17 protein-coding genes and 1 riboswitch are annotated in these 16,457 nt (G+C 40.6%); of the genes, 5 read left to right on the top strand and 12 right to left on the bottom strand.

Annotation, left to right across the window (positions count from 1 at the left end; translation table 11 throughout):
- Position 1 precedes the first annotated feature (1 nt).
- The 5 genes from AA650_RS24805 to fraC all read right to left on the bottom strand — a co-directional run bounded on the left by AA650_RS24805 (position 2) and on the right by fraC (position 4,675).
- A complete protein-coding gene (locus tag AA650_RS24805) occupies positions 2-1,444 on the bottom strand; it encodes a phosphoglucomutase/phosphomannomutase family protein (RefSeq protein WP_053541054.1) in 1,443 nt (480 codons plus the stop codon).
- Positions 1,445-1,565: 121 nt separating this feature from the next.
- The gene (purN, locus tag AA650_RS24800) at positions 1,566-2,207 is read right to left on the bottom strand and encodes a phosphoribosylglycinamide formyltransferase (protein WP_053541053.1); all 642 of its coding nucleotides are present in this window, start codon (positions 2,205-2,207) and stop codon (positions 1,566-1,568) included.
- An 83-nt stretch (positions 2,208-2,290) separates the two neighbouring features.
- The gene (locus AA650_RS24795; RefSeq protein WP_053541052.1) at positions 2,291-3,070 is read right to left on the bottom strand and encodes an ABC transporter permease; all 780 of its coding nucleotides are present in this window, start codon (positions 3,068-3,070) and stop codon (positions 2,291-2,293) included.
- A 16-nt stretch (positions 3,071-3,086) separates the two neighbouring features.
- Positions 3,087-4,097, bottom strand: coding sequence for a septal junction protein FraD (fraD, locus tag AA650_RS24790; RefSeq protein WP_053541051.1), 1,011 nt, complete (start codon positions 4,095-4,097; stop codon positions 3,087-3,089).
- A gap of 41 nt (positions 4,098-4,138) precedes the next feature.
- Positions 4,139-4,675, bottom strand: coding sequence for a filament integrity protein FraC (gene fraC, locus AA650_RS24785; RefSeq protein ID WP_039201975.1), 537 nt, complete (start codon positions 4,673-4,675; stop codon positions 4,139-4,141).
- A gap of 525 nt (positions 4,676-5,200) precedes the next feature.
- Between fraC and AA650_RS24780 the strand changes: the two genes are divergently transcribed.
- The gene (locus AA650_RS24780) at positions 5,201-6,337 is read left to right on the top strand and encodes a cob(I)yrinic acid a,c-diamide adenosyltransferase (RefSeq protein ID WP_053541050.1); all 1,137 of its coding nucleotides are present in this window, start codon (positions 5,201-5,203) and stop codon (positions 6,335-6,337) included.
- A gap of 594 nt (positions 6,338-6,931) precedes the next feature.
- Complete coding sequence (ruvB, locus tag AA650_RS24775; RefSeq protein WP_039201976.1) at positions 6,932-8,032, top strand: Holliday junction branch migration DNA helicase RuvB; 1,101 nt, start codon at positions 6,932-6,934, stop codon at positions 8,030-8,032.
- 80 nt (positions 8,033-8,112) lie between these two features.
- On the opposite strand, the gene AA650_RS24770 is transcribed toward ruvB, so the two are convergent.
- Positions 8,113-8,469: an STAS domain-containing protein gene (locus AA650_RS24770; protein WP_081424400.1), complete on the bottom strand. Its 357-nt coding sequence runs from the start codon at positions 8,467-8,469 to the stop codon at positions 8,113-8,115.
- Positions 8,470-8,975: 506 nt separating this feature from the next.
- On the opposite strand from AA650_RS24770, the gene AA650_RS24765 reads away from it, so the two are divergent.
- Positions 8,976-9,605, top strand: coding sequence for a DedA family protein (locus AA650_RS24765; RefSeq protein ID WP_027402852.1), 630 nt, complete (start codon positions 8,976-8,978; stop codon positions 9,603-9,605).
- A gap of 245 nt (positions 9,606-9,850) precedes the next feature.
- Here AA650_RS24765 and AA650_RS24760 read toward each other — a convergent pair whose 3' ends face one another.
- Positions 9,851-11,050, bottom strand: a complete 1,200-nt coding sequence (locus AA650_RS24760) for an argininosuccinate synthase (protein ID WP_053541048.1) — start codon at positions 11,048-11,050, stop codon at positions 9,851-9,853.
- A 109-nt stretch (positions 11,051-11,159) separates the two neighbouring features.
- On the opposite strand from AA650_RS24760, the gene AA650_RS24755 reads away from it, so the two are divergent.
- Positions 11,160-12,146 (top strand): glycosyltransferase family 2 protein, encoded by a 987-nt coding sequence (locus AA650_RS24755; RefSeq protein ID WP_053541047.1) that lies wholly within the window; start codon positions 11,160-11,162, stop codon positions 12,144-12,146.
- Positions 12,147-12,223: 77 nt separating this feature from the next.
- On the opposite strand, the gene psbN is transcribed toward AA650_RS24755, so the two are convergent.
- The 5 genes from psbN to AA650_RS24730 form a co-directional block, all read right to left on the bottom strand.
- Positions 12,224-12,361, bottom strand: a complete 138-nt coding sequence (gene psbN, locus AA650_RS24750) for a photosystem II reaction center protein PsbN (RefSeq protein ID WP_027402855.1) — start codon at positions 12,359-12,361, stop codon at positions 12,224-12,226.
- A gap of 123 nt (positions 12,362-12,484) precedes the next feature.
- A complete protein-coding gene (gene pth, locus AA650_RS24745; RefSeq protein ID WP_053541046.1) occupies positions 12,485-13,129 on the bottom strand; it encodes an aminoacyl-tRNA hydrolase in 645 nt (214 codons plus the stop codon).
- Positions 13,126-13,386: a TatA/E family twin arginine-targeting protein translocase gene (locus tag AA650_RS24740; RefSeq protein WP_053541045.1), complete on the bottom strand. Its 261-nt coding sequence runs from the start codon at positions 13,384-13,386 to the stop codon at positions 13,126-13,128. Before AA650_RS24740 ends, pth begins: the two co-directional genes overlap by 4 nt.
- 155 nt (positions 13,387-13,541) lie before the next feature.
- Positions 13,542-13,745 (bottom strand): photosystem II reaction center phosphoprotein PsbH, encoded by a 204-nt coding sequence (psbH, locus tag AA650_RS24735; RefSeq protein ID WP_015078233.1) that lies wholly within the window; start codon positions 13,743-13,745, stop codon positions 13,542-13,544.
- A gap of 379 nt (positions 13,746-14,124) precedes the next feature.
- Positions 14,125-14,550 (bottom strand): GxxExxY protein, encoded by a 426-nt coding sequence (locus AA650_RS24730; protein ID WP_015078232.1) that lies wholly within the window; start codon positions 14,548-14,550, stop codon positions 14,125-14,127.
- Positions 14,551-14,969: 419 nt separating this feature from the next.
- A riboswitch (TPP riboswitch) is annotated at positions 14,970-15,066 on the top strand.
- A gap of 7 nt (positions 15,067-15,073) precedes the next feature.
- On the opposite strand from AA650_RS24730, the gene thiC reads away from it, so the two are divergent.
- Positions 15,074-16,447, top strand: coding sequence for a phosphomethylpyrimidine synthase (gene thiC, locus AA650_RS24720; protein WP_015078229.1), 1,374 nt, complete (start codon positions 15,074-15,076; stop codon positions 16,445-16,447).
- Positions 16,448-16,457 lie beyond the last annotated feature (10 nt).

Here is a 16,457-nt window from a genome sequence, read left to right as displayed (position 1 = left end):
ATTAATTCGATTCAGCCCAGTTTTTTGCCCAATTTAGAGTTTGATGAACTTCCTCCATTGTTGCAGCTTCACAATAAAGACGTAAAACCGGTTCAGTGCCGCTAAATCTAATCATTAACCAACTTTGATCAGCTAGACGGAATTTATAACCATCAATTGTTTGACAACCAATAACTTCTTTACCCGCAATTTCTGTTAAAGGTTGAGATTGTAACTGTTGTAATAATCGCCCTCTAACTTCCATATTTGCTAAAGGTAAATCAATCCGATCATAGGCTGATGAAAAACCAGTTTGTTGTTGTAAATAGCGATAATATTCACCTAAATCCAACCCGGATTCGACCACAGCTTCTAATACATAAAGTGCCGATAATAAAGCATCACGTTCGGGAATATGGCTACCATAACCAATGCCACCAGATTCTTCACCACCGAGTAATACCTGTGTAGTTAACATTCGGTCAGCAATGTATTTATAACCTACTGCCGTTTCATGGATAGAAAGGTTATGTAATGCGGCTACACGGGGCATTAAGTCCGAACCACTCACAGTTTTAACGATTTCGCCCTGAAAGTTGCGCCGTAGGGTTAAATGGTCAATTAAGATGGGAATTAAAATTTGGGAACTGAGGAAATTAGCATCTTGATCTACTGCGGCAATGCGATCGCAATCTCCATCAAATACCAAACCCACAGTTAAACCGGTTTTATGGGTTTCTCGATGGGTTTTCATAACTGTAAATAGTCGGGAAAGATACTTTGGTAAAGGTTCAGGCGCACCACCTTCAAATAGAGGATCACGGTCGCTATTAATTTCCTTAACTTGTTCCCCTAATAATCGTGCTAATCCCCCAGCCGCTGCCCCGTGCATGACATCCACAAATATTGTTAACTTGCCAGTTGCGATCGCTTCTTTGATTTTGTCAATATCAACTTTAGCGGCTAATGCTTGACAATAACTTGGCCAAGGATCAAAGGTTTCTTCCTTACCTGGAATCGCTGCTGGGGCAACTTTTTCTGATAATAAAGCCTCTATCTCTTGAGTAACTTCCGGTGGTACTGAACCACCAAAAGCACTTTTAACTTTTAATCCTAAATATGCGCCAGGATTATGACTAGCTGTGACAACTAATGCCCCTAAAGCCTTGAGTTCTTTAGCCGCCCAACTGTAAGCTGGAGTTGGGGCAAAGGTTTCGCTAAACAGGACATCGAAACCCACTGCGGTGACGGCATTGGCAACCACACGGGCAAACTCTTCCGCCATAAATCGGCGGTCATAACCGACAATAATCGTTCGGCTACCCACTTGGGAAAAGTAAGTATTATGTAAAACTTTGGCTGCTACGGTTGCGACTAATGCCAGACGTTCAAAGGTAAACTCCTCACCTATCACACCCCTCCAACCATCTGTACCGAATTTGATTGGGTTAGTTACAACTGACATAAAAATATCCTAAATTTCTCACTGAGAATTTTAACATTAGTCAGTGGTCAATTGTCAGTTGTCAGTTGTAATAAAACTCTTCCTCTATTACCAATTACCAATTACCAATTACCTATTCCCTTTAACTTAATAGAGAAATTGCTATTGGTAAAATCCGATGCTCTTGGATTTGAATTCTCGCGTGTAGTGTTTCTGATGTATCATCTGGTAAAACGGGAACAGCCGCTTGAATTAAAATTTCGCCACTGTCAACTTCTAAAGAAACAAGATGTACAGTACAGCCAGTAATTTTGACTTTAGCGACTAAAGCCTGTTCTACAGCTTGCACGCCTTTAAAACTCGGTAATAAACTGGGATGAATATTAATCATGCGATTAGGAAAAGCGTCAATTAAAACTTGTGTGACTAATCGCATCCATCCCGCCATAATCACAAATTCTACATCATACTGCTGTAGTGTTTGGACAACTTTATGATCAAATTTTTGACGATTTTTATAGTCCCGATGATTTAAAAATACAGATTCTACACCCCAATTTTCTGCCCTAACTGCTGCTTTCGCATCAGGATTGTTGTAAATTAAAACTTGAATTTGGGCGTTAATTTTACCGTCGGCAATAGCTTGGGCAATTACTTCAAAATTACTACCATTGCCAGAAGCCATAATTCCTAGTTTCAAAGGCTGATTCGAGGAAACTTGGTGATGATAAATATCGGGATAAATGAGACTGTCAGTAGTATTTATTGGGGAATTTTGAATCATAGACAATAATTATTTTAACAAAATTTTTGAAAGTCGAGATTTTCAGATCCCCGACTTCTTAGAGAAGTCGGGGATCTTGTTATTTAAAATTCTCGTCTTAAGAAAATAATAATGGCGATCGCTAACAACATAAAACTGTAAAGTAAACTATAACCTGCATTGGTAACTAATGTGATTGGATCAGGTAGTGCTTGCAAACCGTAAACAGCATCATTCTTTAAATCTAATCTAGATAAATCTGGCAAAATTAGATATAAACTTTGGGTAATGCGTTCCATACCAGGATTCTGACTTAATTTACCTAATGCCACTAAATCTTGAGTAACATTCCCCATTAAATACACTGCAAATGTTAGGGCTGTGGCTATCAGTGAACTGGTAAAAACGCCCAAAGTAATGGCTACGGCAGTAATTAAACATAATTGCAAAAATAAGAATAGTGTAGCCAGAAAAATGCTAGTAATTGGATAGGATACTTGACCAACTTGTAAGAATCCTAAATAAATTATTGTCATTGCAGTAATGAGTACACCGATAACTGCTGATAACCCTAAATATTTACTAGCAATAAATTCACTGCGGCTGATGGGTTTGGCAATTAATACTAAAATAGTGCGTTTTTCAATTTCTTTGTTAACTAATCCTGTGCCGATAAATATAGCGACAATTAAACCAATGACGTTCATTGTTGCCAAACCAAAGTCCAAAAATATTTTATTACTGGTGGTGCCGGCAAATTCGGGAATGGCACGGAAGGCAATAGCCAGGATGATAGCATAAAAACCGATGATGTACAGAATGCGATCGCGGATCACTTCCTGAAATACATTCTTAGCCATGACGACAGTTCTAATTACATTCATAGTAATTACTTCTTCCTTATTGTTGTGCTGGTGGAGAACCCATGATAAATTTACTTGTGCGATCGCAAGTTAGACGGGCAACGGTATTTTTATTATCTGTTTGTTTACCAGAGTTAGATGGTTCTATCAAACAAGATTTTTTCCAGTAATATCCTTGAGAGTTGGCACTAGGTCCAGCCCAAATTGTTAAAATATCTAGCCTATATCCAGACTTGATATTGACTACACGGGGTTCAACTCGCCATAGTAGTCTTTCTTGAGATTTACCTAAATTACTATTAATCGTTCTTTTCCCCAAGTTGCCTAGTTGCTGATTAGCTTCTAGTAACCATTTTTCTACTTCACCCCAAGGTTTATTGGCAAGTTGTTGATTAATTAAGGGTTGCAGTTTATTTAAGATCAAATCACCAGTTTTTGGCTTTCGTGCTGGTCGTTCTAATCTAATCACAAAAGCACTTTTCTGAAAATTATCTGCTCGTAAACTGGGATATTCTTTTAACCATTTATCTATCACAAAGTAAAACTGAAGCCAACAACTAATTAGCATACACCAAGCTAATAAAACTACAACTTTTTGACGATCTTGCAATTTAGGAAGTTTCGCGTTTGGCAATCCTCTACCGTTGCCTTCAAAGAAGTTAGGTATGGCTGTAACTAGGGCGGCTATTGTCGGCCAAATGACTATAGTATTAAATGTTAATCCACTCTCCTGGTATCCAAAGGCAAAGACGCTCACTAAAAAGCCTGTGATTACTGCCCCAACTGGCATAAAAGTTCCGGGAATTCTTAAAGGATCGTCCGTAGTATACCAAGTTGTTCCTGCTAATAAAAATAACCAACCACAAAAGGCAATAATATCCCTAATATACCCTACGGCAAAATATGATATTCCCCAAGAAAAAACACTCAAATAGATAAATGTTTGCCATGAATATGCTTTGGCTGGTGTCAGAAATTTTTGCACTCCTGCAAATAAATCCTGAATATATTTAAATATGCCACCTATTTCCTTCAATAAAAAGTTCATGAGATTACCTCTAATTAATGCAATGATGAATATTGATCATTTTACCGAGAGCGAATTAATATGATAAAGGTTATGGCACTGTAACTGAGTGAATTTGCTATTAATGTTGCCGTGATTAAATTAGTATTCTGCAACTTAGCTATATTCATATAACTAGCTCTTTGTTGTGAAGACATGGTTTCTGGCTGGGTGTTTTTTCCGCCTTCACCCATAAAAATGATGAGGATCTTCATCAATAAAAATTTAACTAAGAAAGTCGCTATGAAAATAGTAAATGATAATAAAATTATCATTGTACTAATGCTAGAAGCTTTAATCTTATTGAAAAATACATAATTAATCAATTCGGCTTTGATCGGGATAGGTAACATTGGTTCGACTGTGAAAAACACAATCCAGCCAATGACACTCGAAAAAACATTTAAGGCAATGGCATAAAAAATGCTGGTTCTTTTATCAAACTTTAACCATTTATGAAGAACATAGGCTTCTATGGGAATGGCAGTTAGTAAGAATAATATTTCAAAAAATATTGCCCCAATAGGCAAGATTATGGGTAGTGATAATTCATCAGACATAATGGTAACAACAAGAAAATTTTAGGAGTTAGTTATATCCCCGACTTCTTGAAGAAGTCGGGGATCTGGAGATTACGTTTTTTTGACTTAGTTGTACAGAGTATAACTGAAAGAATACGGATAAGTAGTGAGACAGAATTAATTACACAATGTCATTGCCAATGGAACGAAGTGAAATGAAGCAATTCCAAGGGTTGTGATTGCTTCCCTTCGCTCGCAATGACTGTAAATATTTTTGTCCAATTACTTAATCGGCAATTATCTCATTGTTCTGACATTTATGATCCGAGTGTGACAGGATATTTAGATTGATTTTATTGATACATCTACCAAGCTTGAATACGCAAAGATACAAACCGCCCACCGCAGGGCGGAAGTCAAAAGTCAAAAGTCAAAAATCAAAAGTCAAAACCAAGACAGGATAGGCTTTTTAATGATTTGGGATAGTTGATTTATTTATGCCCTGCCGCACTAGATTCTAGTTTCGTTAAGATAGAGAATTGCTACTTTATAGCTTTTCAAAAGATGACAAGGAACGGTATCGGTATTCGCACAGCGCAAGTCCGTTCTGAGCGGCTTACGGGTCAAATTCACGTCTATGATGGTATTGGGAAAGGTAAGTCCCAAGCGGCTTTAGGGGTGGTTTTGCGCTCTATTGGGTTGGGAATCAATACACCTAGTGATTCTAGCCGGGTTTTATTGTTGCGGTTTTTGAAAGGTCCAGAACGGGATTATGATGAGGATGGAGCGATCGCTGCATTACAGCGCGGTTTCCCCCATTTAATTGATCAGGTTCGCACGGGGAGAGCCGAATTTTTTGGTCATGATCAAATTACAGCTTTTGATCGAACAGAGGCTGCAAGGGGTTGGGATGTAGCCAAAGGGGCGATCGCCTCTGGGTTGTATTCAGTTGTTGTCCTGGATGAAATTAACCCGGTTTTGGATTTGGGTTTGCTGTCAGTGGATGAGGTAGTAAAGACTTTAAAATCTAAACCCCAAGAACTGGAAATCATTACGACTGGACGCGCAGCACCGCCACAATTATTGGATATTGCGGATTTGCATTCGGAAATGAAACCCCATCACCACCCCACAGCCGCAGAACTTTTCATTGAAGGCATTGAAATTTATACAGGTGCAGGTAAGGGTAAATCTACCAGTGCTTTAGGTAAAGCTTTACAAGCAATTGGTAGAGGCATCAATCATCCTGGTTCTACTCGTGTATTAATTATGCAGTGGCTCAAAGGCGGTAGTGGTTATACTGAAGACGCAGCGATCGCCGCCTTACAACAATCCTATCCAGAAATTGTAGATCATCAACGCTGTGGACGGGATGCCATTGTTTGGCGGAATTCTCGTCAAGATTTAGACTATATAGAAGCGGAAAGAGGTTGGGAAATTGCCAAAATAGCGATCGCCTCTGGTGTCTATAAAACAATTATTCTTGATGAACTCAATCCCACTGTTGATTTAGAATTGTTACCCGTTGATCCCATTGTTCAAGCCCTGCTACGCAAACCTCGTGATACAGAAGTGATCATCACCGGGCGCTGTCAAAACCAACCCGCTTATTTTGATTTAGCTAGTATTCACTCTGAGGTTTACTGTCATAAACACTATGCAAATCAAGGCGTAGAATTGAAGCGTGGAGTTGATTTCTAAAGATACAGCGGTTTTCAGTTAGAGAACTCCACAAAAAAGATGAACTGCTTGCAGCAGCGCTAGTTCCCTCCGGGACGCTCTCGCGTTCGCTATCCAATCTTGTGGGATGGGCATCTTGCCCGTCCTTGTATTATTGGCAGGCTTTTCGGCCTGCACCACAAGAAATTTTGGGATATTTTTTTAATTGGAAGTCTCTTATATGAGTTACATCTTAGCCCCCTCTCGAAGAGCGGGGAGGGGTTTGGGGGTGGGGTCATTGGACTTCATAACATCGGTAAGTGCTGTATGGGCAGGGTTTTCCCGTCCTCATTTTCCTATTCCCTCTTTGTCCAATTAGCTTTGAAACCATCAAAAAGCTATCACTTTTCCCGATTCGAGACTATTCTTATCTCCTTCTGATTCTTCCTCCTGACTCCTGACTGGGCGCAGGCCCTGCGCCCCTACCTCCTGACTCCTAGCCCTCAATTTATTAATAGTAAATTTACAAAATTAAATAAATATCTGTATTCTCAATGAACCCCAAATATCCTATACTGAATCTTACCTATAAATAACTAAACCCCCATTTCTGTACTTCTGAAATCCCTGAAAATTATGGCGATTATCTCCTCCAAAAAACAGCCTCCAGAACCCAACGGAGAACCCAAAAAGCAACGGGAATCAGCCAAAGTACCCCCCGCAGAAAATCTGTTGCAATCAGAAGCTGCCATTAATGAACAAGGGAAACCAGAAGAAAGTATTCGTCCCCAGCGCTTTGCTGATTACATCGGCCAAAAGGATTTAAAGGATGTCTTAGATATAGCCATTAAAGCCGCTAAATCTAGGAACGAAGTCATGGATCATTTGCTGTTGTATGGACCACCAGGTTTAGGTAAAACCACAATGGCGATGATTTTAGCCTCAGAAATGGGGGTAAGTTGCAAAATTACCAGCGCCCCAGCTTTAGAACGACCACGAGATATCGTGGGGTTATTGGTGAACCTGAAACCAGGAGATGTGTTATTTATAGATGAAATTCATCGTTTATCACGGATGACAGAGGAAATTCTCTATCCAGCAATGGAAGATTGTCGCCTAGATATTACAGTAGGTAAGGGTTCTAGTGCCAGAATTAGAAGTATACCTTTGTCTAAATTTACCCTAGTCGGGGCAACAACCCGCGTCGGAGCTTTAACTTCCCCATTGCGCGATCGCTTTGGCTTAATTCAAAAGTTGCGTTTTTATGAAGTTGCTGAACTTACTCAAATTGTGGTTCGCACTGCCGAATTATTACAAACTTCAGTTAATTTAGACGGGGCTACAGAAATAGCCAAACGTTCACGAGGAACACCAAGAATAGCTAATAGACTACTAAAAAGAGTCCGTGATTATGCAGAAGTAAAATCTTTTATAGAAATAAATGAAACTGTAGCAGCGGAAGCATTGCAGCTATTCCAAGTTGATCCTTGTGGTTTAGATTGGACAGATAGAAAAATGCTCAGTGTGATTATTGAAAACTTTAATGGTGGTCCAGTCGGTTTAGAAACCATTGCTGCTACCACTGGGGAAGACACCCAAACCATTGAAGAAGTTTATGAACCATATTTAATGCAAATAGGTTATTTAAGTCGGACACCCAGGGGGAGAATAGCCACTAAAGCAGCCTATCAACACATGGGTTTTAAACCCCCTAATGAGCAGTTATCATTACTGTAGCCTAAGATCCCCGACTTCTCTAAGAAGTCGGGGATCTAGAGAAGTCGGGGATCTGAAAAGAATAAAAATACTGATTTAGTCTAAACTCCAGTTGCTACTGGCTGTTGATTGGTAACAGGAGCAAAAATATCTTCGTAACTTGGGAAAATTTCAAATACTGAATCAAGCTGGGTAAGTTCCAAAATCAACTTAACTGGAGCTTTAACATTGCAGAGAACCAACCGACAACCAATTTGACGCGCTGTGGTAAGTCCCTTGACAAGTGGGACCAATCCAGAACTATCCATGAAATCTACATTTGCTAAATCTATAACCCAGAGTTGGTGATGCTGAGGTTTAATAGCAGCCATCTGTTCGCTCAAGACTGTACCACTATCCAGGTCTATACTACCTTGGGGTTTGAACAAAATCACTTGGCGTTCTTGTGTAAGAGTCATAAATTTAACTGAGTATTTAAAACACAAAAGAAAGGGCAAACTGACATCCATACTGTTTATAATTCAACCGCATAATGACTGTTTTCGCAAAGTTTATGAGAATTAACAGCCGGACAGTTGAGAAAAAATTTTCCAGTATTTATGCCGTATAATTTGTTGATATGTTTTTCTAGTATAAGCATAAATTACCACTAATTTCGGTAACGAACTTATCATTATCTCAAATTATCTATAGCAATCCGGTTTGATTGGTCATTGGTCATTGGTGAAAAATATTCTTCTTTCTTCTTTCTTCTTTCTTCTTCCCCCTGAACTCCTGATAGCGCAGCGTGGCGTTAGCCATACTCCTGACTCCTGACTCCTGAACTCCTGACTCCTGACTCCTGATAGCGCAGCGTGGCGTTAGCCATACTCCTGACTCCTCCTATTGCGGTTTGATTGACACCCTAGCCAAAAGCAAGCAAAGATATGGTAAAGGTAAAAATTTGTAAACTCGGTGGTGCTGGATGTCTTTTGAGCTACTTTCACTAGAAAACATCCAAGAAATTGCTCATAATTATGGTTATTTAGCAATTTTTTTGGGAATATTGCTAGAAAATTTGGGCATTCCCCTTCCTGGCGAAACTGTAACAATTGTTGGTGGTTTCCTTGCTGGTAGTAATGAATTAAATTACTGGCTGGTTCTCGGTAACGCTGTGGGGGGTGCTGTAATTGGTGGCAATTGCGGCTATTGGATTGGTAGAGTTGGTGGTTGGCCTTTTCTGCTGCAAGTTGGCAAGATTTTCCGCATTTCCGAAGTCCGACTGCTGAGTATTAAAGAGCAATTTACGGAAAACGCTGGTAAGGCTGTATTTTTTGGTCGCTTTTTTGCCTTATTGCGGATTTTTGCTTCACCACTTGCAGGTATAGCGGAAATGCCCTTTGGCAAATTCCTGATTTATAACTTAGCTGGAGCGACTGCTTGGGGTAGCGTCATGGTGACATTAGCTTTTTTCGCGGGAAGAATTATTTCCCTAGAACAATTGGTAGCCTGGGTAAGTAAATTTGCAATTTTGGCGTTACTTATTTTAGTTGCTGTGATTGCTGTACCAATTTGGTTAGAGTCCCGCGAAGTGAAACAGCAAACTGAAGAATAGGTAAGAGGTAGGGGCGCAGGGCCTGCGCCCATTCAGAAGTATGGCTAACACCACGCTTCGCTATCAGGAGTATGGCTAACGCCACGCTGCGCTATCAGGAGTTCAGGAGGAAGAAATTTCTCCCCCTACTTCCCCTACTCCCCCTACTCCCCCTACTCCCCCTACTTCCCCTACTCCCCCTACTCCCCTACTCCCCTACTTCCCCTACTCCCCCTACTCCCCTACTCCCCTACTCCCCCTACCCTTTACTTGTTGCCCTGCGCCCAAATGCGGGTAGGTAGTCCCCAAACGTAGATAAAGCCTTCTGCGGCTTTGTGATCGAATTGATCTTCTGCGCCGTAAGTGGCTAAATCGGGGGTGTAAAGAGTATTGTCACTCCAGCGCCCAACTATGACGGCGTTACCTTTGAAAAGTTTTAACCGCACTACACCGGAAACTCTTTCTTGTGTTTGTTGAATAAAGGCATCTAAGGCTGCTTTGAGTGGACTATACCAAAGTCCGTTGTATACAATTTTGGTATATGTTTCTTCTATGCCTCGTTTGTACTGAGTGACATCTGCTGTTAAGGTGAGGCTTTCTAAGTCACGGTGGGCGTTAATCAGAACTATCATGGCTGGTGATTCGTAGATTTCCCGTGATTTGATGCCTACTAAGCGGTTTTCAATCATGTCAATCCGCCCAATACCATGATTTCCCACGATTTTATTGAGTTGTTCAATTAACTCAACAGGCTCTTTTGATGTGCCATTGATAGTGGTAGGAAGCCCTTTTTGGAAACCAATTTCTAGATATTCCGGTTCATTGGGAGTATCAGCTATGGCTTTGGTCATTTCATAGATTTCTTCCGGTGGCTCGTTTGCTGGATCTTCTAATGTACCAGCTTCAATACTGCGACCTAGCAAGTTTTTATCTATACTGAAAGGAGAGGATTTTTTCACGGGTGCAGGAATACCAAATTTCTCACCATAGGCGATGGTTTGCTCCCGACTCATGCCCCATTCTCTGGCTGGTGCTAGAATTTTCAGGTTAGGGTTGAGGGCTGTACAGGAAACATCAAAGCGTACTTGGTCATTACCTTTACCCGTACAACCATGAGCGATCGCATCTGCACCATATTTTGCAGCCGCCTCTACCAGTATCTTAGCAATCAAGGGACGAGCCAGGGCTGTACCAAGAGGATAGCGGTTTTCATAGAGCGCATTGGCTTGAATCGCCGGAAATGCGTAGTCTTTAACAAATATATCCTTAACATCCGCTACCAAGGATTCACTTGCACCGGATTTAAGAGCTTTTTCTCGAACTGGTTCTAATTCATCTCCCTGACCTAAATCTGCTGCTAGGGTAATTATCTCCTCTACTCCCCACTCTTGCTTGAGATAGGGAATGCAAACAGAAGTATCAACTCCACCAGAATATGCTAGAACAACCTTTTTAGCGCGACCCATGAATTTCTCCACTTAGGAAAACAAAGAATGAGTCATTATTATATCTGACTTGCCTAGCGGATATTTTTTTATGCAACCGTGACTTTGCTATATTTGTTTTATCCTAAATATGGGTAATAGTTTTTTGGGTGCAACTGTGTTTTTTAGTATTGTCATTCCTACATATAATCGCTTACCAATTTTGGAAAAGTGCCTCCGCGCTTTGGAGAGTCAGGAGTTTAGCAATAAAACTTATATAGAAGACTATGAAGTTGTGTTAGTAGATGATGGTTCTACTGATGGTACTTTGAATTGGTTAGCATTACATAAAGATGAGTTTCCCCACGTCCGCTGTTTTGAACAAAATCATGCAGGTCCAGCAGCAGCGCGAAATTTAGGGGTGGAAAAAGCGCAAGGTGACACAATTATTTTTATTGATAGTGACTTAGTGGTTTTGTCTAATTTCCTCCAAGCTCATACAAATGCTTTGGTACAGGGAAGGGAGAAATTAAGGAGCGATACCTCCGGTACACAATGCGATCGCTTTTTTACTTATGGTGCTGTAATTAATACTTGTAACTTCGCCAATCCTACGGCTGAACCTTATAAAATTACAGATTTTTCTGCTGCTTTCTTTGCTACGGGTAACGTGGCTATTCCCAAACATTGGTTAGAAGAAGCTGGGTTATTTGATAATGGTTTTCAACTTTATGGTTGGGAAGATTTAGAATTAGGTGTTAGGTTAAAAAACTTGGGTTTAAAATTAATTAAATGTCCTGAAGCTGTTGGGTATCACTGGCATCCACCATTTAGTTTACAGCAAATTCCTAAGTTAATTGATCAAGAAATTCAACGGGGACGCATGGGAGTTTTGTTTTATCAAAAACATCCTACTTGGGAAGTAAAAATGATGATTCAAATGACCTGGTTTCATCGTCTACTATGGGGGATTCTTTCTGTAAACGGATTATTGAATGAAAGAACTATGTCTCCGTTCTTACAATGGGTAATTAATATTGGTAAACCGCAATTGGCTTTGGAAATTGCCCGGATTTTCTTGAATTGGTATAATGTCAAGAGTGTTTATGCGGCTTATGCTGAAACAAAAAGTAAGTAAATCAAATTTATATACATCCTAGCTCATTAGGGTGGGCATTGCCCACCATGATCCATCATGTTAAATTAATAACCCTATTAATCATCGTGATCATCAAAAGGATCATCTAATTCCTGACTTGGAGGTCCAAAAGATGTATAAATTGCCATACCAGTAATAGCAACCAATGCCGAGCAAAAGGCAATTCCAAGCACCGTAGCGGGTTCTAAGTCCATAAATTTAGATACATATTATGAAAGCCATATTTATAGAATATTACAAAATTTAACTAATCGCACATTGTCCCGGAAGTCAGGAGTCAGGATTCCTAACTCCTCCTCTGAACAAGCAACCCCTCATCAAGAATCAATACCAGTAAAATTCTGGGTATTGCAAAGATTCATTGCCTTTTCTACTCCCTGTTTGAAACTAAATTCTCCACACTCAACAACAAAGTTTAAAACCTGAGACATAACTTTATTCTCAGCAGCGGAAAATCGTCCCAAAACATGAGAAACAGTATGAGAATTATCTCCATCTATTGCGCCCTTTGGTTTACCTATGCCAATTCGCAATCTGGGGAAATTTTGGGTATTTAGATGAGAAATAATGCTTTTCATGCCATTATGTCCACCCGCAGAACCGGATAAACGTAAGCGAGTTTTGCCCAAAGGTAAATCTAAATCATCATAAATTACTAATACTGATTCAGGCGGTATTTTGTACCAATTTGTCACAGCTTGAATAGCTTGTCCTGAAAGATTCATATAGGTTAAGGGTTTGAGCAAGCGGACTTTACCCTTACCTGCTGCATTCCCTTCACCAAACTCTCCTTGAAACTTGCGATTTTCAGCTAGAGAAATTTGCCAAGCCCGAGCTAGGGTATCTATAGCTGCAAAGCCAATATTATGACGAGTTTGATCGTATTTAGGCTCTGGATTTCCCAGTCCAACAATTAGCTGGGGAATCACCAAAACCATTGGTTTTACTTCTTCATCTTTCATCCTTGTATATTTTCTGACTGGGTTTTTCCAGCTTCAATGTGTTTATGCTCTAATTCAGCGGTTGTTTGCACAGTTTCTTTTAATTGTTCAGATTCTTTTTTGAACTCGCTTTGAAATTCATTAGAGGCCTCTTGAAAACTGCGAATCGTTTTCCCCAAACTGCGCCCAATTTCTGGTAACTTCTTCGGTCCAAAGATTAATAATGCAACTACCATAATGACACCCATTTCTGGTAAGCCGATACCAAATATATTCATTCTTCTCTCCTGTATACAGAAAAACCGCCACAACTACCTTATAGCTTTGGGATCTAGATTAATTTTATCGCTATTTTTAGGCATTTTTTTGCATAATAAAAAAACCCGGACAAGCCGGGTAGATGCTAATTGTCAGCTTGATGACTGGATAGCCATTAGCCGCCTAAACTGCGCCAATCAACAAGCACGTCCTGAATTAACAGAGACTTGTTATAAACTTGGAGGATAATTAGCAGAAATACCAAAAATAAACCCATAAACACACCCATTAAAGGTGTTGTTCCCCAACCTGGAGACACTTTACCATACTCAGCATTTAAGGGTCTGAGAATATCTCCTAACTTAGTCCGTTGTGCCATAGTTCACCTAAGAATTAGTTACCAAAGCTTTTTTAAATTTTTTCAGACATTCCCAAACCTTTACAGGCTGGGGATTCTTGGTTTAAACTTACCTGTTTTCGATTGACCTAATCACGGGTTTAACAGTTCGCATTTACTCATGTCTTTGTCACGAATAATTACCCAAGCTTTTATCCAGTGGTGGATAAGTTCCCGGTTGTCTCACGGTACATGGATGAATCCAAAAGCTGTTCTTAAATTATCGCAGTTTGTGATCTTTGTTTAGCGATATTGCCGGAGGTTTTCGCCACATTTACAAAAATACATGATTTTCGGTGTGTTGATGCGGTTATGGATGAATTAACGAACCGCAGAGGCGCAGAGTACACAGAGGGAAGAGTTAGAGAGAGAGGGCTATGCGTTTGATACCGTCTTTGAGGAGGGGAACGTTAAAGTTGATGAGGAGTCCTAAAGTGCGTTTGGTTATTTTGAGGTAGGAGAGAAGTTGAGCTTCGTGAATGGGGGCTAGGGTTTGCACAGCTTTTAATTCTACAACTAAACAGTCTGCAACTAAAAAATCTAATCTACCTCTACCTACATCATGTCCTTTATATGTCAAGCTTATTGACTTCTCAACCTCATGATGTATACCCCGAATCATAAATTCAACAACTAGTGCCTCCTTATACACCTCCTCCAAAAACCCAGGACCTAAAACCCGGTGTACCTCAATAGCAGCCCCAATAACCTCCCCTGTAAGCCAACTCATCTCCTCTCCTAACTCTCTTCCCTCTGCGTCCTCTGCGCCTCTGCGGTTCGTTTTCATCACATAATCCTTGCAAAAACAACTAATTACCAAATTAACCCAATTATCACCTCTACCAAACCTCTTACCTCCGTGTCCTCTGCGTCTCTGTGGTTCGTATTCATTGTTACATCTTTACTAACAAAATGAAGAAGTAATATTTAATTTATTCACAGGCGAAAAACGCGAAAATGCCAAAGCCTTAATTAGAAACTATTGCTAACTTACCCGCCTAGCACTGAAGTGCAAGGCTAATAACAAAAGTCGTCTCAAGACGACTGAAAAAAGAAAAGATTTGAGTCCGTTTTAACGGAGTTTGGCTATTAGCCTGGGGTTTCAACCCTAGACGGTTTGTGTAACCAACTACAAATCCTCCTTTCCCCATATCTTCACGATTTATCATCCCCCTCCCTCCAATCATCACCAAAATGCTACAATCTACACCATGCTAGGGGTGCTTGGGAAACCAAGCTGAGATCAAACCCTTAACACCTGAGTCTGGATAATACCAGCGGAGGGAAGCTGTTTATTTGAGGATTGTAATATGCGGACAGAATGGGTAGCCAAGCGACGTGGACAAGCTAACGTATCGCAAATGCACTACGCCCGTCAGGGTGTGATTACTGAAGAAATGGATTATGTAGCGAAGCGGGAAAAGCTGCCTGCTGAACTTATCCGCGCTGAAGTGGCACGGGGACGGATGATTATCCCTGCGAATATTAATCATACTAACTTAGAACCGATGGCCATTGGTATCGCTTCTAGTTGTAAAGTTAACGCCAATATCGGTGCTTCTCCCAACTCTTCTAACTTGCAGGAAGAAGTTGATAAACTCAACCTGGCGGTAAAATACGGTGCTGATACCGTAATGGATTTGTCCACAGGTGGCGGTAATTTAGATGAAATTCGTACCGCAATTATCAATGCTTCACCTGTTCCCATTGGTACAGTACCAGTTTATCAAGCTTTAGAAAGCGTTCACGGCACTATCGAAAATCTCACCGCTGACGATTTTCTCCACATCATCGAAAAACACGCCCAGCAAGGGGTAGACTATCAAACTATCCACGCGGGAATTTTGATTGAACATTTACCTTTAGTCAGAAACCGTCTGACAGGGATTGTTTCTCGTGGTGGCGGAATTTTGGCGCGGTGGATGTTGCATCACCACAAACAAAACCCCCTCTATACCCATTTTAACGACATCATTGAGATTTTCAAAAGATATGATGTTTCTTTCAGTTTGGGCGACTCCCTGCGCCCCGGATGTACCCATGATGCCTCAGATGAAGCCCAGTTGGCGGAACTGAAAACTCTGGGAAATCTCACCCGCAAAGCCTGGGAACATGATGTGCAAGTCATGGTGGAAGGTCCTGGTCACGTTCCTATGGATCAAATTGAATTCAATGTCCGTAAACAAATGGAAGAGTGTTCGGAAGCTCCTTTCTATGTTCTCGGTCCTTTGGTGACTGATATTGCTCCTGGTTATGATCATATTACCTCAGCTATTGGGGCAGCTATGGCGGGCTGGTATGGAACAGCAATGTTGTGTTATGTGACTCCTAAAGAACATTTAGGTTTACCTGATGCTGAAGATGTGCGGAATGGCTTAATTGCGTATAAAATTGCGGCTCATGCTGCGGATATTGCGAGACATCGCCCTGGTGCTAGAGATAGAGATGATGAACTTTCTAAAGCTCGCTATAATTTCGACTGGAATCGTCAATTTGAGTTATCTTTAGACCCCGAAAGAGCGAAGGAATATCACGACGAAACTTTACCAGCAGATATCTATAAAACCGCTGAGTTTTGTTCAATGTGTGGACCGAAGTTCTGTCCAATGCAGACTAAGGTTGATGCTGATGCTTTGACAGAATTGGAGAAGTTTTTGGCAAAAGAACCTGTAGCGCAAGGTTAATTACTGAACA

The organism is Anabaena sp. WA102, assembly GCF_001277295.1.
Classification (GTDB): domain Bacteria; phylum Cyanobacteriota; class Cyanobacteriia; order Cyanobacteriales; family Nostocaceae; genus Dolichospermum; species Dolichospermum heterosporum.
This window is presented reverse-complemented; position numbering and strand designations above follow the sequence as displayed.